This is a genomic window from Shinella zoogloeoides (genome assembly GCF_020883495.1).
Taxonomy (GTDB): domain Bacteria; phylum Pseudomonadota; class Alphaproteobacteria; order Rhizobiales; family Rhizobiaceae; genus Shinella; species Shinella zoogloeoides.
On record NZ_CP086610.1, the window covers coordinates 2,460,006 to 2,482,864 of the forward strand.

The 22,859-nt window shown below is 64.8% G+C and carries 20 protein-coding genes; 5 read left to right on the forward strand and 15 right to left on the reverse strand.

Going from position 1 to position 22,859, the window contains the following annotated elements:
• Positions 1-3: 3 nt before the first annotated feature.
• Positions 4-6,183 carry an autotransporter domain-containing protein gene (locus K8M09_RS12295; RefSeq protein ID WP_160787710.1) on the reverse strand — a complete coding sequence of 2,060 codons (6,180 nt, stop codon included), beginning with the start codon at positions 6,181-6,183 and terminating at the stop codon, positions 4-6.
• Positions 6,184-6,438: 255 nt separating this feature from the next.
• Here K8M09_RS12295 and K8M09_RS12300 point away from each other — a divergent pair, with 255 nt between their 5' ends.
• A complete protein-coding gene (locus K8M09_RS12300) occupies positions 6,439-7,413 on the forward strand; it encodes a helix-turn-helix transcriptional regulator (RefSeq protein WP_160787709.1) in 975 nt (324 codons plus the stop codon).
• Here the strand turns inward: K8M09_RS12300 and K8M09_RS12305 are convergent.
• Positions 7,410-7,886 (reverse strand): DUF3592 domain-containing protein, encoded by a 477-nt coding sequence (locus K8M09_RS12305; protein WP_160787708.1) that lies wholly within the window; start codon positions 7,884-7,886, stop codon positions 7,410-7,412. The two genes, K8M09_RS12300 and K8M09_RS12305, sit on opposite strands and share 4 nt — an antisense overlap.
• Positions 7,887-8,019: 133 nt before the next feature.
• Here K8M09_RS12305 and K8M09_RS12310 point away from each other — a divergent pair, with 133 nt between their 5' ends.
• Positions 8,020-8,523, forward strand: coding sequence for a DUF3592 domain-containing protein (locus tag K8M09_RS12310; RefSeq protein WP_160787707.1), 504 nt, complete (start codon positions 8,020-8,022; stop codon positions 8,521-8,523).
• 50 nt (positions 8,524-8,573) lie between these two features.
• Here the strand turns inward: K8M09_RS12310 and K8M09_RS12315 are convergent, their stop codons facing one another.
• The 10 genes from K8M09_RS12315 to K8M09_RS12360 all read right to left on the reverse strand — a co-directional run bounded on the left by K8M09_RS12315 (position 8,574) and on the right by K8M09_RS12360 (position 16,801).
• Positions 8,574-10,079: a DUF3363 domain-containing protein gene (locus K8M09_RS12315; RefSeq protein ID WP_324256112.1), complete on the reverse strand. Its 1,506-nt coding sequence runs from the start codon at positions 10,077-10,079 to the stop codon at positions 8,574-8,576.
• An 871-nt stretch (positions 10,080-10,950) separates the two neighbouring features.
• Positions 10,951-11,874: a lytic transglycosylase domain-containing protein gene (locus K8M09_RS12320; RefSeq protein WP_160787705.1), complete on the reverse strand. Its 924-nt coding sequence runs from the start codon at positions 11,872-11,874 to the stop codon at positions 10,951-10,953.
• Between the two features lie 4 nt (positions 11,875-11,878).
• A complete protein-coding gene (locus K8M09_RS12325) occupies positions 11,879-12,214 on the reverse strand; it encodes a DUF736 domain-containing protein (protein WP_160787704.1) in 336 nt (111 codons plus the stop codon).
• A 67-nt stretch (positions 12,215-12,281) separates the two neighbouring features.
• Positions 12,282-12,827, reverse strand: coding sequence for a S26 family signal peptidase (locus tag K8M09_RS12330; RefSeq protein WP_160787703.1), 546 nt, complete (start codon positions 12,825-12,827; stop codon positions 12,282-12,284).
• A complete protein-coding gene (locus K8M09_RS12335) occupies positions 12,824-13,342 on the reverse strand; it encodes a DUF2840 domain-containing protein (RefSeq protein WP_160787702.1) in 519 nt (172 codons plus the stop codon). Before K8M09_RS12335 ends, K8M09_RS12330 begins: the two co-directional genes overlap by 4 nt.
• Entirely contained in the window at positions 13,339-14,466 is a 1,128-nt protein-coding gene (locus K8M09_RS12340) for a replication initiator protein A (RefSeq protein WP_160787701.1), read from the reverse strand. Before K8M09_RS12340 ends, K8M09_RS12335 begins: the two co-directional genes overlap by 4 nt.
• Positions 14,467-14,736 carry a helix-turn-helix transcriptional regulator gene (locus tag K8M09_RS12345; protein ID WP_067182956.1) on the reverse strand — a complete coding sequence of 90 codons (270 nt, stop codon included), beginning with the start codon at positions 14,734-14,736 and terminating at the stop codon, positions 14,467-14,469. It lies immediately after the preceding gene.
• Between the two features lie 135 nt (positions 14,737-14,871).
• Positions 14,872-15,396, reverse strand: coding sequence for a DUF2285 domain-containing protein (locus K8M09_RS12350; protein WP_229341852.1), 525 nt, complete (start codon positions 15,394-15,396; stop codon positions 14,872-14,874).
• A 55-nt stretch (positions 15,397-15,451) separates the two neighbouring features.
• Positions 15,452-15,655 carry a transcriptional regulator domain-containing protein gene (locus K8M09_RS12355; RefSeq protein ID WP_229341854.1) on the reverse strand — a complete coding sequence of 68 codons (204 nt, stop codon included), beginning with the start codon at positions 15,653-15,655 and terminating at the stop codon, positions 15,452-15,454.
• Between the two features lie 303 nt (positions 15,656-15,958).
• The gene (locus K8M09_RS12360; RefSeq protein ID WP_160787735.1) at positions 15,959-16,801 is read right to left on the reverse strand and encodes a DUF932 domain-containing protein; all 843 of its coding nucleotides are present in this window, start codon (positions 16,799-16,801) and stop codon (positions 15,959-15,961) included.
• 272 nt (positions 16,802-17,073) lie between these two features.
• Between K8M09_RS12360 and K8M09_RS12365 the strand changes: the two genes are divergently transcribed.
• Complete coding sequence (locus K8M09_RS12365) at positions 17,074-17,724, forward strand: abortive infection system antitoxin AbiGi family protein (RefSeq protein ID WP_160787699.1); 651 nt, start codon at positions 17,074-17,076, stop codon at positions 17,722-17,724.
• Between the two features lie 68 nt (positions 17,725-17,792).
• Here the strand turns inward: K8M09_RS12365 and K8M09_RS12370 are convergent, their stop codons facing one another.
• Entirely contained in the window at positions 17,793-18,110 is a 318-nt protein-coding gene (locus K8M09_RS12370; protein WP_160787698.1) for a DUF736 domain-containing protein, read from the reverse strand.
• Here K8M09_RS12370 and K8M09_RS12375 point away from each other — a divergent pair.
• On the forward strand, positions 18,100-18,462 hold the full coding sequence (locus tag K8M09_RS12375; RefSeq protein WP_160787697.1) for a hypothetical protein: 363 nt from the start codon (positions 18,100-18,102) through the stop codon (positions 18,460-18,462). The two genes, K8M09_RS12370 and K8M09_RS12375, sit on opposite strands and share 11 nt — an antisense overlap.
• A 584-nt stretch (positions 18,463-19,046) precedes the next feature.
• Positions 19,047-19,853, forward strand: a complete 807-nt coding sequence (locus tag K8M09_RS12380) for a hypothetical protein (protein ID WP_160787696.1) — start codon at positions 19,047-19,049, stop codon at positions 19,851-19,853.
• Positions 19,854-19,927: 74 nt separating this feature from the next.
• Here the strand turns inward: K8M09_RS12380 and K8M09_RS12385 are convergent, their stop codons facing one another.
• Entirely contained in the window at positions 19,928-20,335 is a 408-nt protein-coding gene (locus K8M09_RS12385; RefSeq protein ID WP_160787695.1) for a hypothetical protein, read from the reverse strand.
• 131 nt (positions 20,336-20,466) lie between these two features.
• Positions 20,467-22,566: a ParB/RepB/Spo0J family partition protein gene (locus K8M09_RS12390; protein ID WP_160787694.1), complete on the reverse strand. Its 2,100-nt coding sequence runs from the start codon at positions 22,564-22,566 to the stop codon at positions 20,467-20,469.
• Between the last annotated feature and the right edge of the window lie 293 nt (positions 22,567-22,859).

Consider the following 22,859-nt stretch of genomic DNA (forward strand, 5'->3'; position numbering starts at 1 on the left):
CCCTCAGAACTTCACGTTGAAGTTGGCGCGGAAGGACTGGTCCGTGACGCCCGAGCCGAACTGGCCGCCATAGGACACGCCCAGGATGGCGTTCGGCGAAAGTGTGAAGTCGAGGCCGGCTTCGACCACGGCCAAATCTCGCGCAACGGGAACGCCGCCGATGGAGAAGGCGCTGCCGCCCGAGGCATAGGACATCATCACCGACGGGGTGGTGTCGCCAAAGGCATGACGCCAGCCGACCGTACCCTTGGCCGTGACCGCCGTTTCACCCATGGTGAAGCTGGTCGAGGCGCGCAGTCCGAGGGTCGTAAAGGTGTTGTTCGTCGATCCGCCAGCGCCGGATAGCGCCGCGGCGCCGCCCTTCTCGGTGAAGCCGTTCGCGTCGAAGTTGACATAAGCGAGGTTGGCGAAGGGTTCGAGCTTGGCCGTGCCGAGATCGATTCCATAACCGACTTCCGAGAAAGCCTGGAAAGTGCCGGCCCGGTATCCGGCCGTCAGGCGATCGGAGAAGCCAGGGAACGCCACGTTCCGAGTCGTGTCCATGTCGTGCCAGGTGTAGGCAAGGCCGGAGCGGAAGGCGACAGCGCCCCAATCGGTCCCGCCATAGAGACCGAGGTGGTAGTTATCGCTGGAGCCGGACGAGATGCGATCCTTCGTGTTGAAGCTGGTGCGGCTGTAACCGGCCACCGCGCCAAAGCGGGCATTGTCGAACACTTCGCCATCGGCGCCGAAGAAGAAGCCGCCGGTCGAGCGGTCCGTCTTGGCGGCATTGCCGTTACCGTTGGTGTGCCCCCACGAACCGAACGCCTGACCCCAGACGCCGTATCCCTTGCCATCCTCGCCGGCGCGGATGCGGTCCCACATCGCATTGCGGACGAAGCGGCTGTCCTCGATCAATGCCGAGATCGCCGAAGCGTGAACTTCGCCGGAGAGCTGGTCGAAGGCGTATTGCGCCTGCGAAGCCGACAGGTTCAGCACCGCGTCATAAACCGGATTACCGAGGCCGAGGCTTTCGGTGCCGTTGCCGGTGGCGATCTGGTTCGGCGTCACGCCGACATTCTGGAAGCCGACATTATTGCGCGTCATCGTCAGATAGACGTTGTTGGCGTCATAGCTGAGCGACGGGTCGAGAAAGGCGAGGTTCGAGGTCACGCCGCCGGTGAAGGTGCCGGTGCGCCCGCCCGCTGCGGTCAGGATCGTATACTGGGTCTGCGGCGCATAGTTGCCCGCGCCCGCCAGCACCTGAACCGAACCGCCATTGATCGTGGCCGTACCGCTCGCATTGATGAGATCGGTCTGACCTGCCGCATTGACTTCGACCTCATAGATCGAGCCGCTGTTGAAGGTGATGTTCCCCACATTGAGCGTGCCGATGGAGTTGCCGGGCGCGATGACGCCGTTGACCGTGGTATTGCCGATCGTGCCGTTGCCGCCGAGGCGACCGCCGACCGCGACATTGACCGCGCCCGCCAGCGACCCCGTCACCGAGAGCCCGCCGGACTGGACGATGGTCTCGCCCATATAGGTGTTGTTGCCGGCGAGGATCAGCGTGCCGAGGTCGCTCTTGACCAGGCCGCCGGCTCCGGTGAGGGCCGAACTGATCGTGGTCGTCCAGTTGGCACCTGCCGACGTGCCGTCGCCGACGCGGATCGTGGTGTTGCCGCCCGCGCCGTTGAGTGCGACAGCATCGCCGGTGACGGTCCAGCCCTGGCCGATGAACTGCATGCCGGTGGTGGAGATCGCACCGCCGCTGCCGTCGACGGTTACGGTGCCGGGGTTGTTCTGGAAGACGGCGAAGTTGCCGCCCCATGCCGCGGCCGTCGCGCCAGCGGAATCTGTCCAGTTGGTCGGCCCCATGCGCCAGGTGCCGCTGCCGCCATGGATCGTGCCGTCGGCGGTCGTGGTCGCGCCGTTCCAGAACTGCATGGTGGGGATCGGGCCGGGACCGCCATTGTCGACGACGAGGTTGACCTGATTGGCCATCGCCGTCTGCACGGTGGTGGTCGTGCCGGCCGGCAAGGTCGGCATCGTGCCGATGTCGAGCCCGTTGTCGGTGAGCGCGCCGGTATAGTTGACGATCCGGTAGACGCCCATGCCGAAGCCGCCGGCATCGGTGACGTTCAGTGTGCCGTCGAGCGTCAGGTTGCCGTTGACCTGGAAGAGGCCCGCACCACCGGCCGCGCCGAGCGCTGCGTTGATGGTCGCGCCGGAAGCGAGGACGAGATTGCCGGTGGTGAGCGTCTGGCCCTGTGCGCCCGCGAGGATGCCGCCATTGGCGACGGAGACGGTGCCGACCGTGCCGGAGCCCGTCAGCGTGCCGCCGGACATGACCGAGATGCCGCCGCCGAGCGTGCCGTTGACGCGCAGCGTGCCGGCGGCCACATCGGTTCCGCCGGTGAAGGCGGCGGAGTTGCCGGTGAGCGTGGTCGTGCCGCTGCCCATCTGCCAGATGCCGCCGCTGCCCGAGATCTGACCGCCGAAGGTCAGGTCGTTCGAGCGGTTGAAGGCGAGCGTGCCGTTGTTCTGCACATTGCCGGCGATCGAGCCGGAGGTGCCGCCATTGCCGATCTGGAGCGTGCCGGCATTGATCGCCGTGCCGCCCGAATAGCTGTTGGCGCCGGTCAGGATCAGGGTACCGAGATCGTCCTTGACGAGACGGCTTGCGCCGGTGAGCGCGGAGGCGATGGTGGCGCTATGGGCGGCATTGGTGCCGTCGCCGACGCGGATCGTGGTGTTGCCGCTCGCGCCGTTGAGCGCGACAGTATCGCCGGTGACGGTCCAGCCCTGGCCGATGAACTGCATGCCGGTGGTGGAGATCGCGCCGCCGCTGCCGTCGACGGTCACGGTGCCGGGGTTGTTCTGGAAGATGGCGAACTGGCTGCCCCATGCCGCGGCGGTGGTGCCGTTCACATCGGTCCAGTTGGTCGGCCCCATGCGCCAGGTGCCGCTGCCGCCATGGATGGTGCCATCGGCGGTCGTCGTCGCGCCGTTCCAGAACTGCGTGTCGTTGGCCATGCCGGTGACGAGCAGGTTGACCTGATTGGCTACCGCCGTCTGCACCGTGCCGCTGGTGCCCGAGGGCATGGTGCCGACATCGAGGCCCTGATCGTCCAGCGTGCCGCCATAGTCGAAGATGCGATAGACACCCTGACCAAAGCCGCCCGCATTGGTGACGTTAAGTGTACCGTCGAGGCGCAAGGCGGCATTCACGTTAAACAGCCCGGAGGCATTGCCGGGGGTGCCAAGCGAGACATTGATGTTTGCACCGCTCGACAAGCTGAGTTCGGAGAACGTAAGCGTATCGCCCTGAACACCGATCAAAGTGCCGCCATTATTTATCACGGCAAGTAAAATGGCGCCGTTACCGCTGAGCGTGCCATGCTCAAAGACGTCGACATATCCATTGACGAGCGCGCCATTTTCGACGCGCAGCGTGCCGGTACCCTCGCTGCCTACGTTAAGCGAATAAAGGTTAGGGGCGCCGATGTTCCAGCGCGATCCCGCCCCGGTGACCAGCACTATGCCCGTGCCGCTCCCTCCAGCCGTCGCGGCGCCGATCGCCCCACCTTCTGTCGTGGTGAGGATGCCGCCTCCCGAAATTGTCATCGAACCAGTGCCATTGCCGCTGCCGATCCCTGCATTCTTGACATCGATAGTTGACGGGCCGTCCAAGAGGATGGTGCCGTTGCCACCGACAGCTGTGCCAACAATGAGTGAGCCAGTCGACAAGAGTTGAGCGCCATTCTGGACCGTCAGGCTGCCGTTACCGGATAGGCCGACAGAAAGATTGTCGCCACCGGCTAACCAGCGGGCATTAGCCCCTGACAACGTGACAGCGCCGCTGGAGCCGGATGAAACGCCGATGATGCCGCCCTGGGTTTCCAGCAACGCGCCGCTCTGGACATTCAAAATGCCGTTGCCGGCGTGGCCGACCCAGATTGGCACTACCATCGAGGACAGGCTTGCATTGTCGAACAGGTTGAGCGTGCCTGTTACACTGGCACTCTCGCCGACAATGACCCGATTGCCCGCGCCCGCCACGTTGACTTGGGCGCGGTCGGAAATACTCAGGCTGCCATTGGCTGCTCCGCCGACGACAAGGTTGCCGCCGGTGATCTGCCAATCGGTGCTGAGGCCCGTGACGGTCGCGGTGCCCTCATGCCCTGCGAACGAGCCGATCCGCACAGCGCCGCTGCTGATCTGTGCACCACCGCTGGCGACGAAATTCGCCGAAGTGCCGGCGGTCCCGACATGGATCTGATCGGCCAGCAGGCGGGCGTTATCCGCGATGGTGACGCTCGCCGTTCCTTCATTGCCGACCGTCAGCACGCCGCCGGTGGCGTTCCATTCCGACTGATCGCCGGTGATGAGGACGGTGCCGCTGCCGCCTGCGTCCTGTCCGATGATGCCGCCCCAGGACCGGACCCTGCCCAGGTTCTCCACCGTGAGCGTACCGTCGCCATACTGCCCGACGACGAAGGTGCCGAGCGCCTCGAGCCTGGAATTGCCGCCGGTGACGGTGATGGTGCCGGTGGCGCCTAAGTCGAAGCCGGCGCGCACGATGCTGGCGCGGGCAAGGCCGCCATTGTCGATCGTCAGCGCGCCTGCGCCGGACGAGCCGACATTGATGGCGCGGGTTGCTGTGAGACCGGATGTCGCGCCGGTAACCCGCACGGTTCCGGTCGTGCCGGCGTTGAACCCGATATTGACGTCGTTGCTGAGGGTGGCGAAGCCGTTGTTCTGGATGGTGACTGTCGCGGAACCGCTTCCGCTGGCATCGAGGTTGAGATCGCGGGCATTGAAGGCGCCGTTGAATCCGACCGTGAGGCTGCCGTCGCCGTTGGCGCCACCCAACCAGACATCGCCGTTCTGGGCGTTCCAGATGGACTGAACCGATCCGGCCGTGCCGATGTTGACCACGCCCGTGCCGCCATTGCCGACGTAGCCTCCGGTGGTCAGCAAGACGCCACCCGTGTCGATGTTCACCGTGCCGGTGCCGAAATCACCGACATTGAGCACGCCCGTGCTGTCCCAATAGCCTCTGTTCGAAACTGTCAGTGTTCCGACGCCCCCGGCGGGCGAGCCGACCTGAATGGCGCCACTGTTGACGATCGCCTCATTGGTCAGCGTCATCGTGCCGGTGCCGTCGCGCCCGACGGCGAAGGCGCCGCTATTGGCCCAATGCGTGCCGACGCCCGAAACCGTGGCCGTGCCGACGCCGCCGGTATTGCGCCCGATCGTCGCCTGCGCGCTCGTCATCTGCGCGCCACCTGACAGAGAGAGCGTGCCGGTGCCGGCAGCGCCGATGGTCACTGCTGTCCCGACGTCCCATTCGGCACCGCTGGTCAGCGAAACCGAGCCGTTCGAGCCGGCCTGTTGGCCAACGATCGCCGAGGTGCTGTCGATCTTGCCACCATTGCTTGCGGTGATCGTGCCCGTGCCCAAACGTCCAACGATGAGGGATTCCGAACTGAACAGCGAGCCAGCGCCATCGACGGTGAGCAAGCCGGTGCCTTGCTCATAGAAACCCAGTGTTGCAATCTGCGACGTCACCGTGCCCGTGGACGCGATATTCAGCGTCCCGTCGCCCTGATAGCCCACGAACAGTTCGCGAGAATTGTTCCAGGTGCCGCCCGTCGTGACGTTGACGGTTCCCTTGCCGCCTTCGCGGTTGCTCAGATAGCCGTCCTGACTGGTCACGAGACCGCCGTCGGACAGGTTGAGGGTGCCGGTGCCGAGAAAACCGAGTTCCAGGTAATTGGCCAGATTCAACTGGCTCCCGCCGCCGGTGATCGTCACCGTGCCCGAGCTTGCGTCGTTAAAGCCGATCTCCATGGCGTCGGACGAATTGAGCTTGGCGCCATTACGGATCGTCAGGTTGGCACCGCTACCGTCCTTGCCGACCCAGATTCTGCCGATGTTGTGCGTGCCGCCGGTGATGATCGGCCAACCGGCCCCTTCATTGTCGATGGTGACGTCGCCGCCGGCGGGCACCGCTCCGCCCTGCCAGTTGCCGGCCGTCGCCCAGTTGGTCGATAGCGTGCCGGTCCATTCCTGCGCATGAAGCGTGGCCGGCATGGCGACGGCGAGAACGACAAAGGAGGACGAGCATAGCCACTTCCTGAAGGAATGCCCGATGCGCGGACGGTGTTCTTTGGTCAATTCGGAAGCGGCCTTTTTCATCTTGTCCCCTAAAGTAAAACGAAGAACGCGACGGCGAGTCGCGCCCTGATAGATGTCTTGGCTTGCACTCCTGAACGATGAGAGGGTTCCGCGTCTCGCCACCAGAGGAACAGGCATTGACGCAGGAGGAACCAGAGCCGAAAAAGGCCCTCCATGTGCCGAAAATGCCGCACGAAATCTGGCATTTGGCGAGAAAGAGTTTGATCGGAGCGGCGGCTTTGCCTTACCCTTTTGAGGAACCGGCAAGGGGGTGCCATGGACACTGAAGACAATGCGGCAGCAGCGCCATCGATAAGTTTCTCGGTGAACGATATTCCCGGCAAGAACCGTCGCGGCGCTATTCGTGACTATTTATCCGAGATGATGCATGTAGAAGTCGAGCCGGCGGATCTCGACATACCATTTCAATACAGTGCGGACTTACGCTTCCTGCCCGATGTGAGTTTCGGGCATGCGTTCTCGTCCGCGGTGGTGACGCATCGCACCCGCCAGCTCCTCAAGGACGCGCAGGATGACCTGATGCTGGTGATGCCCGAGGCGCGCATGACGATCCTGATGCCCAACCGGGACGATCTTGTGATCGAGCCCGGAGGAGCGGCGCTGGTATCGCAGGCGCGCGAGATGCGCCTGGTTCATCACGAGACGGCGGCGAGCTGGGCGGTACGCATGCCGCACCGGAACATGGCGCGAATGCTGGTGGGGCTCAGTGCCGCGCCGGTGCTGGCATTGCCGCAGGGCACGCCGATGCTGGAGGTCCTGCGCCGGTTCCGGCGCGTGCTTGATGGCGATCCTCTCAGGCATGTCGCGGAGCGGGAGCTGACCTCGCGGCAATTGCAGGAAATCATCGCCGGCACGATCAGGCATTCGGCGGGTTATGTCGGCGAGGCGGAAGAGAATGGCCTGCTCGCCGTGCGGCTGAGAACGGTCAAGGCCGACATCGACGATAATCTCGGCAACATCCATCTCAACCTGGAATGGATCGCTGCGCGGCAGAAAGTATCGTCCCGTTATGTGCGCAAGCTGTTCGAACGGGAGGGAACGAGCTTTTCCGATCACCTGCGCAAGACGCGGCTCGCACGCGTCTATTCGATGCTGATCGACCCCCGCAACAGCGGCCGGACCATCAATTCGATCGCGCACGAATGCGGCTTTCCCGAAGCCTCGTCGATGAACCGCGCCTTCCGGGAAGAATATGGAATGACCCCGAGCGACGTACGCGGGCGAAACTAGTCCGCGTCTCCCATCTGCTTGAGGCGGTCACGGTATCTGCCGGACGCGCGTCGCAGCGTCGTGGGCGAAAGAAAGGCAGCATGCAGTATCAGCAGAATCATACCGAGGCCGCCGAAGAGCGCGGCAGTGAAATAACGCCCCCAGAAGCCGTCAATCACGGCCTTGTCCGGGACTACCGGATCATAGAGCACCGGAACCGGGGCCCCGCGGTCATAGGCCGGCGGGTTAGTCGAGACGGGCTCGACGAAACGGTGCATGGCGCCGCCTGCGTCCCTGAACTCCACGACGGCGGCGAAGACGGTGCGCGTGGGAAAGCCCGGTCGCCTGTCCTGCACCAGATCGATGACGACGCCATCCGCGTGGGACGCCGAAAGCCCGAAGGCGATCTGGTCTATGGCCTGGTAGCCGGCAAAGGCGAGCATGGCGAGGCCAAGGATGAGGACGAGACGGCCCATGAGCCGGAATATGGTCAAGCGCGTCGTCCTCTCCTGAAGGTATTGCCGATCCTGTCCGTTGCGCGCCGGTCGAGTCGCCGACGCTGTTCCTCTCCGCTATCAGGATGGGCGGCGCTTGTGGAGATACCCGCATTTTTTTCGACGGTGATGCATGCCCTGGTGGTCTAGCATTACATCGCGGATCAACGCGCCCAATGTTCTGGCGCTCTACGGTATCGGCATGGTGATCTGGGGCACCGGATGGGTCGTCTGGTCGCTGATCGAGACAATCCCGCCGCAATCCTGGCCGGTCACGCAGGGCGAGGTGGTTCGGGCCTACTATGTCACGGAGCCGTTCAGCACCAAGTTCGAGAGCGGCTATATCTATGTTCCCGTCATCCGGCATCGCTATGCTATCGGCAGCCAGAACTACAGGTCTGACACGACCTGGACCGGCAAGCGCGTGACATATCGCATTCTGGCGGAGACGGAGGCTTTCCTTGCGCGCTACCCCGCTGGCTCCAGGATCGCCGTCCGATATGATCCGGCAGCGCCGGAGCGCTCGACGCTGTTTGTCGAAACCGACTACGCGATGCTCGGAACGGCGGGCATGGGGCTTTTTCTCTTCCTGCTGAGTTGCCTGATGCGCTGGCCGGGAAAGCAAGAGGAGCCTTGAACCGGCCGTTGCCTGCGAAGCTGCAGGAGCTTTTCTTCCAGTGTCGCGGATCAAATCCCGAGCCCACGCTGCCGGCCCAGCTGCCATGAGACTGATCCGCCCTGAACGACGCCACTGACCTCACGGCCAAGCTGGCGGTCGATGACCGGCCGCCACGGGACAAGGGTGAACTCGTGGCTCTGCTCGACCATGGCGAACTTTCCGCTCGATAGCTGCACGGTCCCGGTGAACTTGCCGGAGACGGTCTCGCCATCGGCGGCGGCGCGGAACGGCAGGCCCTTGGTCGCCGCCAGCTCGCCGCCGACGCGGGCAAGTTCGCGCTCGCGCAGCTTGGCCAGAAGGTTGCGCCGATAGGCGATACTGCCATTAGGCTGACGGGCCGCATCGCCCCGGTCGATATGATGCTCGCGGCGACGATCCATCGCGTCGCGCACCTCCCGGCCAAAGCCGGCGGGCGCGAGGTCCGATGTCTCCGCCGAGACCAAGCGGCGGTCGAGCCAGGTCGCGCCGTCCGCGCCGATCTGCTGTTCGAGGCGCGCGGTCGCGAGGATGCGGATATTGGCCTGCCGGTTTCGGCCCGCGTCATAAGCGGCGGCGCGCGCCTCATAGTCCTGCGGGATGCGCCATTGGTCGGCGTCGATCCGCTCGGCGATCCCGGCGCGGCGTAGCGCCTCCAGCCGCCGCACATGCGCATCGACATAGTCGTCATAGTCGCCGCCCGGCACGCGACCCTCGAACTTCGCCTGTTCGAAATGCCGGCTCGGCCGATAGATGCCGCCTTCGGCAATCGTCGCGATGGTGCGATCTGACGGCCGGCTCGCGGTGTCGGGCGGGCCGATCTCGACGACGCTGCCGATCCGGGCGTCGGCAACGCGGGTCGGGTCGATGCCGGCGACATGGTGCGTGCGTCCGTCGATGCCGTCCACCACCACGGTCAGGTTCTCACCCAGCTCGTCGGTCAGATATTTGTCGATGACGCGGCCGGTGATCGGGACTTCCGGCGCGGCGTCGTGAATCTGGAAGGTCATGGGGTCACGGTCCAGCCCGTCGGCCTTTAGCGCCTTGTGCATGTTGCGGATGATGTCTCCACGCTCGCCCAACTCGCGCAGCGCCGGTTCCATCCGCTCGCCGAGTTCCCAGACGCCCGTCGCGTGCTCCGTGGCGAGGCCCATCTTCTCCAGCTTGGCGAGGCGGCGCAGGCGCAGCGTCCGGTTGAACTGGCGCTTGGGATCGGTGGGCTCATGGCGCAGATCGAGAAAGCGGTCCTCGGCTTCCTCAGTCATGGCGCGGTCGATGCGGGTGAAGCGGTCTTGGTCGATCTCAGTCGAGAGCTTGCGGCTCTGCTCGATCTCGGTGACGGGACCGAGTTCGAGCGTGGCAAGATCGCTCGCCCGCTCGCGGATGCCGTTGGCGAGATAGGCGCCGTTGATGACGAGGTTTTCGCCCAGCTCGTCCTTGCCGCGCACGATGACGTGGACATGCGGGTGGCCGGTGTTGTGGTGATTGACGGCGACCCAATCGAGCCGGGTGCCGAGATCGGTTTCGACCTGGCTCATGAGGTCTCGCGTGTAGGCCGTGAGATCGGACAGGTCCGCGCCGTCCTCGGGTGAGACGATGAACCGGAACTGGTGGCGATCGTCCACGCCGCGCTCGACGAAGGCGGTCCCGTCGGCTCGGTCCTCGGTCGCGGAATAGAGCTGGCCGCGCTCGCCGTCGCGCGAGGTGCCGTCGCGCTGGATGTAGCGCAGATGGGCGGCGGATTTCCCGTTCTTGCCCGCGCCCTGAACGTAGCGGGTTTTGACGATGACGCGGCGCTGGCCGGGCGCGCTGTGCTTCCATCCGCCCGAAAGGGTTCTAGCACGCACGAAGGCTGCGCCGCGTCCCCGTTTTAGGCCCGGCCCCCTGGCAGAGCGCGCGGCCTTGCCGCCCTTCGCGGCCGCCACCGATCTCAAACGAGACGACGTTGACGACGATGACCGCGACGGGCTGTTGCTCTGCTGGCGCGCGATCTTCTTCGCCTGGGTGAGAAAGCTCTTGGCCTTGCCGAGCTTCGGCGTGTCGGCGCGGATGCGGCCGGGCTTCGGCCGGAAACGAAATTCGTCGTCGGCGCTCAAGGACGCGCCTCCGGCCCAACCTGCGGAAAACCGCCCGATTTCGGGCTATGGTGCCGGTCGAAACCCTGCAAAGCCAACGCTTTGCGCGAACACGCGGCACGCGGGCTCGAAAAGCAAGGTGCCGGAAACGGCGCTCCAAAACAGTGTGCAGACAAGGGCTTGCCCCGAAACCGCCGCCGCATGGTGCCGGTTTCCTTTATCTTGCCCTCCGCCTTCTCCGACCTTTCCTCCCTTCCGACCGGGAATGCAGCCAGGCGCGACCCTGCCTGACTGTACACCGGAACCAGCGCAAGCGGACGGGGGAACGCCATGCTCATGGTACTCTCCCGTCGTCGGCACGCGCGACGAACATGCTGCCGTCACGCGGCTCCGCATCGCGACGCTCACGCACCGGAACGGTCGGGCGAGCCTCGCCTGATGTGCCGATAGTTTGCACCGGATCGGCGCTGCGCCTGTCGCCCGGACGCATGACGAAGAGCGGCGCATCGCGCCAGTCGGGCGGCGGCGCGGATTGCTTCTCCGGCGTCTCGACCGCGACCGCGCCGCCGAGCACCGGGGCGAGCGCGGCGACATAGGCACGGGTTTCGGCGGGCAACGGGCGGCCCGTCGTGCGATGATCGTCGTAGCGACCCGGACCGGCATTGTAGGCGGCGAGCATTGCCGCGACATTGCCGTAGCGATCCCACATCTCGCGCAGATAGGCGGTGCCTGCGAGGATGTTGTCGCGGGGATCGTAGGGATCGCGGCCGAGACGATAGCGAGTGCGCAGGCCCGCCCAGGTATCGGGCATGACCTGCATCAGCCCGAGCGCGCCCGCCGACGAGATCGCGCGCACGTCGCCCGCGCTCTCGGCGCGCAGCACGGCGCGAATCCAGTGCTCGGGAATGCCGAAGCGCTGCGACGCCTCGGCGATGTGGCCGCCATGCGGATCGGTGGCGACTGTACGTGCGACCGGCGCGGACTGCGCCAGCGTAGCCGCCGGCCCCGTGCCGAGCACAAGCGCGCCAGCGATCAGGATAACGGCATAGCGCCGTGCTTGCCTTTCTCCACCCAACCACCAGCCTGCCAGCGTGCTCGCTGCGGTCAAGGGTGCGCGCGAAGCGCCGGCCGGTGGCCGCCCTTGACCTTCGCTGCGCGCGCCGGCCGACTTGTGGTCGAGCGGGACGAAGGAATGAGACGGCTTTCCCGCGAACAAAGGAATGAGGGCTTGGAGCGCGATGATGACAGAGGACCGCATGGCTTCAGTCCCGCTCTTCGCGCGGTTTCGGGCGCGTCCAGTGCAGCGACCATGACGATCCCGCATCGTCGTCACGGAACAGGTTCGCGCGGATCGGCTGCGGCAAGGCGGGATCGTCGAGCAGCACCGACAGATATTCGCCGGCCTTCTCGCCGGTGCGTTTCCACGCCGCGCCGATCTCCGGGCCGTCGTCGGCCCCGTGATGGACGCGGTAGTCCGGCATGCTCTCCGAGTCCGAAGGATCGGCGGGAACAATGGTGAGTTCGCGGTATAGCGTGAGCGTATGAACGCGCCCGGTGAAGCCGGACCCTTCGCGCGTGAATTGACCGATTTGCGGCATGACTGTCTCCATGCGGTGGTGTTGGGAAAGCCATCGGCGGACACCGCTTCCATCGATGGGAAAGCGGTCAGTGGATCGGCGCGCGCCAGACGAAGCGGCCGTCGCCGTCTTCGTCGGTCCAGAGCGGCAGCGCGCGGCCGATGACGGAGCTTGCGGAGATCGGTCCGAAGTAGCGGCCGTCGAGGCTGTCGGGGACATCCCAATTCATGAGGAAGAGCTGGCCGTCGGCGATGACGCGGCAGCCCTGCCAGACCGGTAGAGCGCGGCCGATCCGGTCGCGGTCGAGCGTGTCACCCATCTCCACGCCATCGACCGTGATGGCGTGGCCGATGCGGCAAACACGCTGGCCGGGGAGACCGACGACGCGCTTCAAGAGCGGCACGCCGCGCCCGACATAGCCGCGCGCGATCATGAAGCCGGCGAGCGGTTCCGGCGGCCTGACGGCGACCAGCTCCGGCACTTCGATCCGGTTGGCCGGCTCAATGATGTAGAAGCCGACCGGCGCGCTCGCTGTGGCATTCCAGAGGAGTTTTGTCGGCATATCGGCTGCGCTGGCGGCGGCGATGCCTATGACGGCGAGCAGCGTCACCGCGAGGATGCGGCGGCGGCTCATGGGTCGATCCTCCGGCGACCGATCCATGCGGCATGACGCTCGGGCGTGTAGGCGTTCGGCTCCAGTCCGGCGGAAAGCCGGTTATGGACGTGCCGCCAGTGATCGGGCGAAGCGTCGGCCGGATCGAGGCCGAGCGCTTCCACCGCGTCGATCGCGGCAAGCGCACGCTGGACCTTGGGCCAGCCGTCGATCCGCAAGAGGATGTCGCCACCAGGCCGGACGAAGGGCAGCGTCTGGAACGGCTCGCCGCGGCGGATGGCGCGCACGATGTCGATGCGCGAGATGATCGTGCCATGCTCGCCCGCCGCCCATCGGACGAAGGCGAAGATGCTATCGGGCGCGAAGCCGACAACGCTGCGGCGACGGTCGAGGATCTGTTCGTAGCTCTTGCGCCCGAACCTGATCCAGTGCTCGACCTTGCGTTTCTCGAAGGTCAGCTCGGCCAGTGTGGTGAACGGCGCTGGCCCGTCCGTCAGCGGACGGCTATGCGCGCGATGGGCAGCCCTGTCGCTCATGACCTGCCTCCATGGCGATCATCGGCGGCGAGCATGTCGCGCAGCACGTCGGCGATGGAACGAGCGGCACCGGCACCACGCCTCGCGTGCGCGTGCGTCAAAGAAGAAGAGTTAGATTCTCTGTTAGACTCTAGGTTAGCAGTCGGGTTCCGCTTTTCAGGCCATAGGCTTAGCTGCGGTCCTTGCGCCTGATGTGCCGATAGAGCTGCGCCCGATGTGCCGATACCCCGTGCGCCTGATGTGCCGATGGTATTCACACCCTTTTCAACAGGCACTGTGGACAAGGTTTCCGGGCGGATGCGCAGCAGCTCGCGGCCGTGCTCCCGCTCGATCTCAAGGCGATAGCCGGGAAGCGGCTGGCGGGCGGCGATACGGCGCAGGTCGAGCGCGAAGTCGGAGACGCGGGCGAGACTGCCGGACTTCACATGAAGGTGCGCGACCTCGAACAGCCAGCCGTGGCGCTGGTGGCCGGCGTGCTTGCGGGCGACGCGATAGAGCCAGCGTTCGATGCCGCCGGTCAGCCGGAAATAGGCCGGGTCGATGGTGAGGACCAGCGAGCGGTCGACGACGCTGTTGTAGAACCATTCGGGCAGGACGAATTCCATGCCCTCGATCCGGCCGGAGCGCGTCGTCATCTCCTCCCATTCGTTGATCCACGAGAATTGCCGACGCCGCCAATGCGGGCCGTTGCGGATCGTGGTGGCGATGACGGTGGATTGCAGGCGCGCGAGCGCGGCCTTCAGCAGCACATATTGACGGTTGCCGGTCGGCCGCCCGATGGCGCGCAGCAGGTGATAGGGCGTGAAGCGGAAGAAGCGCGAGGTGCGCAGGCCATCGTTCTCGGCCGCCACGATCTGCGAGGCGGCCCATATCAGCACGTCGGCATCCCAGATGGTCGCCATGCCGTGTTCGGGCATGGCGAGCACCTGCACCTCGACATCGGCGGCCTTGTAGAGAATGGGCTTGGTGCGCGGCGTCTTTGCCAGCGAGAAGAAAGGCCGCTCCATCAGGTCGCGCTGGTCGCGTGGGGCGGCGTCGCCGGTCGCGACCACGAAGGGGTTGAGGTGGCTGCGCTCGCTCGCATCGGCCGGCTGCGCGGGTCTATGATCGTCGTCGCGCAGCATTCAGCACTTGCCCCGCTCTTCCGGCGTCAGGGGACGCGCGGGGAAAACCGTGCCGGCCGTCGTCTCGCGGGTGGATTTGCGGGTGCCGATCTCCGACCAGGATTCGAGATCGTGGACGGTGTAGAGGACGCGGCCGCCGATCTTGCGATAGGTCGGGCCGGTTCCGTAGGTCCGGTGCTTCTCAAGGGTGCGGATGGAAATGCCGAGGAAGCGGGCGGCTTCCTGCGTGCGCAAGAGTCGTGGCGGCAGGCCCGCCAAGGGGTTGGCCATGGGATCACCTCTGGTTCGTCGTTGATGCGCGCGGCCTTCGTGGCGGCGGGCTGTGGCGAACCATGGCGAGGCATCGGCGGCGGGTAGCGTGCCGAATTTGCGCATACGCGCTGACGGCACCCCTGATGCGGCGGGTTATTTGCGCGGGGACTTGATCGGATAGTGGAGAAGAAGACGATAGCCGCCGCGCATCATGGCGATGCCGTTGGCGACAAGGCGGCGCACCTTGTTCTTACGGGGATCGACCTCCCAATCCTCCTTCGTGCCCTGAAAGCTAAGCAGGACTTCGGCGATGGCGCGATAGCTCTCGCCATGGAGCTTCGCGTCGAGAGCGCGCAGCGCGAGGATATGGAGTTGCCGGAGTTGCGAGGGCATTTCCCGAAAATCCCGGCCCGGAGGATCACCGCTGAAGGAGCGCCGGAGCCGCTGGGAGGCGTGCGCGCGCAGGTCGTGAAAGCCATCCATCGGCAGGACCGAGGCGTAGAATGCAGGTACATCAGGCACGGCCTCGGCAAGCCAGAACTGATGCGTCACGCCACCGACCTGCCAGATGCCGTGCCAGCCATCGGCGGCGTGGCGCAGATCGAGGCCGGCGAGATGAGCGAGCGTGACAATCGGCTCCGTATCGCCGTCATGATGCTCAACGGGCAGCAGCTTCACGGCCTGCGGCCGGACACTCGGATTCCAGAAGAGCGCCTGCTCGTCGGCGGATGTGTCAGGGTCGCTCGGGAAATCGCAACCCCCAGCGCCGCGTGAACGCCTCCAGCATATCGGCGCTGGGCTTCCGGTCACGGCTGATGGCCTGATAATCGCGATGGTAGTTCGCATCGCGGCGAAGATATTCCCAGGCGAAGCCGGCGGCAGCAATACTCTTGGTATGCTTGTATGCTGCCGCTGAACGCCAGTCGATGTTCAGCATGGCGTTACCTCTTTACGCGGGTGATCTACGTCAAACCCGAGCAAAGAGTGTCCGATGCAAGTCTAAGTGGTTGAAGTTAGTGAAGCGAGAAACGTAATACGGCTCAGCCGACCGAGTGTGGTTACTCTATTCTTAACGTGAGAGCTGTTGTTTTGCGAGCCGGGCGCAGCACGGCGAGCGCGGCCATGATTTCGGGCATGGCCGCACCGCCGATCCGCAACGTCGGATCGGCGCGATTTTTCCGCCCCTGTCATCGCAGGAAGAGGCAGGGCCGCCGGGACGGCGGCCCTGTGGCGCTCGGGGTCAATTCCCCTTCAAACGCTGCATCCCCTCGGCGAGCGTCCAGAGTGCGCGATTGAGCCCGACATTCTGGTCGATGCCGTTAACGGCGCGGGTTTGGGTACGACGAATACGACCGTCCGATGTCTGGCGGCGCCCCCGCAAGCCGCCCTTCGTCAAATGCTCCTGAATGACATTGAAGGTGCTCCAGACGCTTTGCCCCGCATCCTCATGGCGGCGCGGCATGATAATCTGATCCGGCTGCACCGGGCTTTCCTCCTCGCCGTAGCGGGCGACAAGGCTGGCCTCTGCCAAAACCCGCTGCTCGTCCCGCGAAAGCCGCGTTTCCTTCATCGTCTCGGTGGCGTCGATGAGGCGCGGGAAATCCTCGGCGACTGTATAGACGCCTTCTATGATCTGATCCTGAATAGCGCCCTTGTGGGGAACGCGGATTTCCTCGAACCGCTCGCCCGCGATCATGCTGTTGGTGCAGACGAAACGCAGCATCCCCGCGAACATCTGATAGGCGCTGGTCCCGTCATGGCTGTTGACGATGATGACTTCCGCCGCCTCCGGCTTGCCGATGCCGCCATCCCGGCGAAGGCGCAGCATGTGCTTGGCGTGCCCGTGGCGCGAACCGTCACGCGGAACCGACTGCACGGCAAAGAACGGGAACCATCCTTCACGACGCAGGCCCTCCACGATGTCGATGGTGGGGACATAGACGTAACGCTCGGAACGGCTGTCATGGGCTTCGCTGGCGAAGATCGAAGGGACGTGCCGATAGAGGGCTTCGTTATCCAGCGGCTCGCGCCCGCTGATCTGATGGCTGTTGCGGCCGAACCGGGTGGCAAGCTGATGATACATGGTCTTTCTCCTATGGGCTTGGGTTGGAGCGCAGCGCTGCGCTGCAACCCTGGCCGTCGCCGAGACCGGGGTAGAAAGGTGCAAGGGCGACCGGGCCGGAGGGGGATCACCCGGCCTGCACGGAACGGCGGAACGACGTGGAGGAAGGCCGGGGAAACCGGCTTGGTCGAGCGTCAGCGATCCCTTGCGCCGCGCGAGGGCAGAGCCCTTAGTGTTCAATAGAAAAACGGCGCCGTATGCGGCGCTCACTGAGTCGTTCGGAGTTTTTTGCTGTGAAGAAGCTGATTGGTTCGACGCATCCGAACTGGGAAGATATGTCCCCGTTCGTCGTTCATTTCACGAAGAAGTCCGCGACAGGCAGCGAATACGCTAACTCGATCTCGATCCTCGCAAGCCGATGCCTTCAGGCGAAAAATCGTTTTGGCATGGGCAAGAATCACACGGAGTCGCCACCGTGCGTTTGTTTCAGCGAAGTGCCGCTGCACCAGCTCAAGCGCTTTGCCGACGCGCGCGGGCCATATGGGATCGTCTTCCGAAAGGAGTTCATTGTGGCACGCGACGGCGGGCCGATCCTCTATGCCTATCAGGATACACCGCACGCCAAGGCCACGCGGATGCTAATTGAGGGGGCTGTGGGGAAACCCAACGATCCCATCTGGAAGATCGCGCCCTTTGTCGATCAGCCGGGGCACTATGGAAGCTCGTCATACTTCTACGAGTGGGAGCGCGAATGGCGACACCCCGGCAATCTCGTTTTCAATGAAGCCGACCCCGCCTTCCTGATTATCCCCGAGGATCTTCACGAGGCAGCCCGAGACTTCTTCGACAACGCCGAGCGCGAACAACTCGGACCAAATTACAAGTGCCCCTTCATCGCCCCCTATTGGGGTCTGGAAAAAATCAAAGGCATCTTGAAGCCGTAGGCTTCGAGCGGCGGCGGGCATGAGTATGAAGAAGCCCCGCCGCGGCGGGGCTTCTTGAGGGGCCGGTCTCAGTCGCCGTTGCGGCGGGACCAGATGAGGTTGTGACCGCTGCCGTCCTCGGCTTCGATCAGGCTGGCGTAGATCGGGGCCGGGAAGCTCGGATCGTCCAGCTTGACCGAGAGGTATTCGCGCTGGGTCTCACGGGCGGTCTTCTTCCAGGCCGCGCCGAACTCGGTCGCGCCGGCGAAGATGCGGAAGTCCGGGCCGCGCTCGCTTTCGCCTTCCGAGGGGACGAACTTGGCCTTGACGTTGAGGGTCAGGGTCTTGACCGCGCCGGTGAAGCCCGCGCCGGTTTCGTTCTTGGTGAAGGTGCCGATGGTCGCCATTGTCGTATTCCTTTTCCTGTCGGGCCGCTCCATTGCGACCTCGATGGGGGTCGTGAGACCGGGGACGATCGGCCCTGCACCCGAAGGGCTGGAACGAAGTGGAAGGCGGCTGGCGACGGCTTTTTTGCCTCGCGATGCAAAGCCGAAGGCGGCGGAAAAAAGTTGGCGACGGACGTTGCGGGAGACGAGCGAGGCGAAGCCGGTCTTCGGTCAGACCCATGCCAATCGAGATCGCGGATGGAGCGCCCGTTTCAGGAAGTCGGGGGAATACGGCAATGGCGGCCGTCCCTACGCCTTGACGCTCGAGAACGGAAACGGCGTGGGCTTCGCTGGTCGATGCTCTGCCGCCTGACCTTCGTCGTCATGGCCCGGCAATCGCCCCCGGTTTGGCATGATCGACACTCGGCCCTGTTTTTCGCTCCCTCGTGGCATTGATCGCGTTCAGCGCTACCGAGCGACCGCGTATGAGATGCTGCATGGTTTCCTTGGCTCGCCGCGCCTATCCGGGTTCTTGGCGCTTCTCTGCTGCTTGCCTTTTATTGAGCGGGCGGCGCTGCCCCATCTCACTAGTCCCGCCGCAACGGCGACTAAGTCCAGCTTTCGGGAGCCTTGCCTACACGGGGCGCTCGCGAAATGACCGCCACCGTCTCCTGCGTTAGCGATTGAAGCCGAATGGCGGAAACGCGCCGCAGGCGTGGTTCCGGCGCAGCCGAAAGCGCGGCCCGCAGGGCAACGCGAAGATGCGTTTGCCGACGTATGATGCCTTGAAATTCAAGGTGCAGAACATCATCTTACGAATCGGGCTGGACACCTGTGACCTGTCGCCGGGTCAAACGTCCTGAACGGATAACGTTTCAACACATCTCAACACCTGCATCCCAACCAATGGGCTGCTGCGTAATCGGCGAACAGCATGGCCCGATATGGAGATGCATCGTGTTTACTCTCACGATTCCTGTTTCGACGGATGGCCTCAGTGCAATCAAGGCCGACCTCACGCGCAAACTGCCTGATGTAAAATCCTCGCATCGCTGCGAGGCTATCGCGCGAGGGCTGGGTTTCCGCACCTATGCGACGGCTCTGGCGGCCGTGCAGGCGGGCGCTACAAGCACGACCCAGGTTCGCGGCGACCTCTTTGTCGCATACCTCGCGGAACACGCCTTCACTGTTTCACCGGCAGCTTTCTACCACGCTGCTGCAAAGCTAGCCCTTCGCGATGTCTGGGAACGCACGCCGAAGCTGACGATGTGGGGCATTGGCTCCGGCGGTCCACGGCGGAAGGACGACGGGCGCTGGGAAGATTTCCGGGACATGAACGCCAGGTTCAAGGAAGCACGCTCGGAACTGCTCGGTGACGGCGCCGTGAAGCCGTTCCTTGCTTCGCTGGCCTTCCTCGGTCGGGTTACGCCGACAAAGACCATTCGGAAGGGAACGGGAAGCTACTGGCTGAAGCACATCGCGGAAAACTTCGCATGCAGCTACCCAGAGGGCGAAAAGCTCGGCCCGACCTATGTGGCGAACGGCGTGTTGATTGCGGCCGCGCTACACGCTGGCTTCAAGATGAAGACCTATGTCGATAATCTTGGCTATGATGAGTTGAACGTCAGCTTCAACATGTCGAAGCCTTGCCTTGAGGAACTCGACTATGAAGTGCGCCCAGACGGTGCGCGGGCGCAGGATCGACGGCACCGCGAGGCCATGAAGCGGAACCGGCACTATCCCTTTGGGTCAGCGACATTCTGATAGCCGCCAATGTGGTCGCGCGGCGAACGAACGCTCGCGCGACCACGCCTTCTCTCCGCGATTGGCGGGGGGAATCAGGCACGGGCTGACGTGATCAATCGCAGTAGCGCCGAAGTTCCGACAAATGCCCCACCGATGATGCAGAAGATTTGCCGCCAGATTTCGGACGGCACGGATTCCTTGGTGACGCCGTGGACGAGCGCATAGCCCGCGACGGCGGCGGGCGCGGCGAAGACCAGCGCCACGATCAGGCGCAGGATCGGTGAGCGCAGCGTGTCGAACAACAGCGCCAGCACGCCGAAGGCGGCGACGGCGGCGACAAAACCGACAAGGCCCGCGCCGATGAATCCCGCGCCGGTGTGATAGGCGAACTGCGCAGCGGTAACGCCGAGCATAAAGGGCAAGGCATAGACGGCGAGCGTATAGGCCAGGATGCAAAGCCCGGCGATCAACACGACGCTCATCAGCATGACGGCAACCATGGTTCTCCTCCTTCATGGTGATTCCGACCGTGGCGACGGTCGAGGTGATCGGGCCGCGCGACTGCGCGGCCCGCGATTTTTTCGGACTGAAAGAAAGCCGGGGCCGCTTGCGCGCGCCCGGCCTGCCTTCTTCATTCCGCTGCGATGGCGAAATGGTCATCATAGGCTTCCTGCGAGGATGCGGGCTCGACGGGTGCGAGGGCGAACGTCTCGGCCTGCTGGTCGGGCCATGCGGGACGCGCGGTGCGCAGCACGGGCGGGAGCCAGCCGGTCCCGGCCAGAAGCTGCTCGGCGGCTTCGGCCATCTCCACCTTCTTCTTGTCCGCGATCCGCTCCGCTGCCTCGTCGCCAAGGGCTTCGCGCACGGCGGCGAGGATATGGGCCTTGGTGACGCGCCCGAGATAGGTCCGCACGGTGGGCGTCCAGTGCGCCGTCATGTCGAGCGTCACCGCCGTCGCCAGCTTGTCCGCCGTTTCATGGGCGCGGCGCTTGCTGGTTTCCCACGGCAGCTTCACCGCATTGACGGTCAGCGAGGCGCAATGCGCGAGCAAGGCCATGAGGCTCGCATGGTCGAGACCGGCAACGAAGCTCCAGAGGTCGGCCACGTCGCGCGGCATATCCGCCGCCCATCCGGTGTGGCGGTCGTCCAGCATCTTCGCCACCGCCGTGTCCTCGATGCCGTCCGCGTGGGCGGCGAGGTAATTGCTGGTCGGGCTGATTTCGAGGCAATGGGCCGTGCTGCCGCCCCGATAGAAGGTCTGCGCCGCCAGCGTGTTGATGACGGCGATCAACGCCATGTCCGGCTGCTCGCCAAGGGCGAGGCGCAGGCCAAGGGTGCGGTGCGCTGTCAGGTCGCGGATGAGGGAATCGGGCAGCGGCTTGCCCGATTCCCCGGCGTCTTCTTCCGGCTCCGGTTCGGTTTCGGGAAGGTCATCGCCTTCGCCGTCCTCGCCGTCCCCGTCGAGGATTTCACCATCTGCGTTGACGCGCACGCCGCCGATGACGGTTTCACCGCTCTCGGCAAGTTCCGGCTCCGGCTCCGGTGCCTCGTCCTCGGCGCGTATGAAGCCGCGCTCGATCCGGGTTTCGCCGTTATGGGCAACGACGATGAACGCGCCGCCGCGCGCGATCTCTTGCGCATCGTAGGCATGGCGCTTGGCGTCGATCCGCTCGATCTCGGCTTCAAGCTCCGCGAGCCGCGCATCCACCTCGGGCGGGAGGTCAATATCGGCGTCTTCCCATTCCGCTGTCACGCGCTCAAGCTCGTCCTGCGCGGCGTCGTAGGCGGTGGCGTCTTCCTCCGAAAGCTCTACCGAATGCGGATAGACGCGGCGCATCCCATGCGCGTGGGGGAAGTCCAGATAGGCGGCGGTCCACTTCCACCCCTCGGCCTCCCGCACCTCGGCGGCGATCCGTTCCAGCTTCTCGACGGCAAGCCGCTCCAGAAGCACCGGGTCTTCAAAGAAGCCGCCGCGATCCTCGGTGAACAGGTCGCGGATGATGTTGCCGCCTGCCTCGGCATACGCTTGCGCGCCGACAAAGACCGCGCAGCGATCCGTCGCCGCGACGTTCATCTTGGTCAGGTCGCGCCGGATGATGGAGGGATCGCGGTTATAGGACAGGTTCTCATAGACGTGTTCCTGTCGCGCGTGATCGTCGGTGATGGCGAAGGCCATCAACTGGTCCAAGGTCAGTTCTCCGTCGCGATAGACCTGCAACAGCTTGGGGCTGACCGCGCCGAGCCGCATCCGCTGCTTCACCACATGGGCGGTCACGCCGAACCGGGCGGCGATTTCCTCCGCGCCCCATCCCCGATCTTCCGAAAGCTCGCGGAACCGCTCGTACTGGTCGGCAGGGTGAAGGTCTTCGCGGGTCACGTTCTCGTCGAGGCTGATTTCCGCCGCGTCGTTCGCCGTATCGACGACGCAGCGGATGGGTTCGGTCTTCTTGATCTGCTTGCGCTTCACGCGCAGCATCTGCGCCAGTCTGCGGCCTTCTCCGATGCTGACGAGATAGAAGCCGGTCGGCGCGCCGTCCGCGTCCGCTTCCGGCTCGACCACCAGATTTTGCAGGATACCCTTGGCGGCGATGCTCGCCGCCTTCGCCTCGATAGACGCCTCGCTGTGCGGGGTCTTGCGGGCATTCTTCGGGTGCTTCTTGAGCTTGTTGAGCGGGATGAAGACGGTCGCGCCGTGTTCGTCGGTCGGGGCGTTGGTTTCGGTCGTGGTCATGGTCTTTCTCCTATGGGCTTGGGTTGAAGCGCAGCGCTGCGCTGCAACCCTGCCCGTCGGCGAGACCGGGGGGTGTAAGGTGCAAGGGCGACCGGGACGGAGGGGGATCACCCGGCCTGCACAAGCGGATCGAAGCCATGGCGAGAGTGGGAAACACGTATCCGCGCGGAAGGCTGGGGAGACCGTCTCGGTCGAGCGCCAGCGATCCCTTGCGCCGCGCCAGGGGGCAGAGCCCCCAAGCTAACGGCCCGGCCTGAGCGGAGCGGCGGCCGGGCGCAAGGACCGGATCAGGA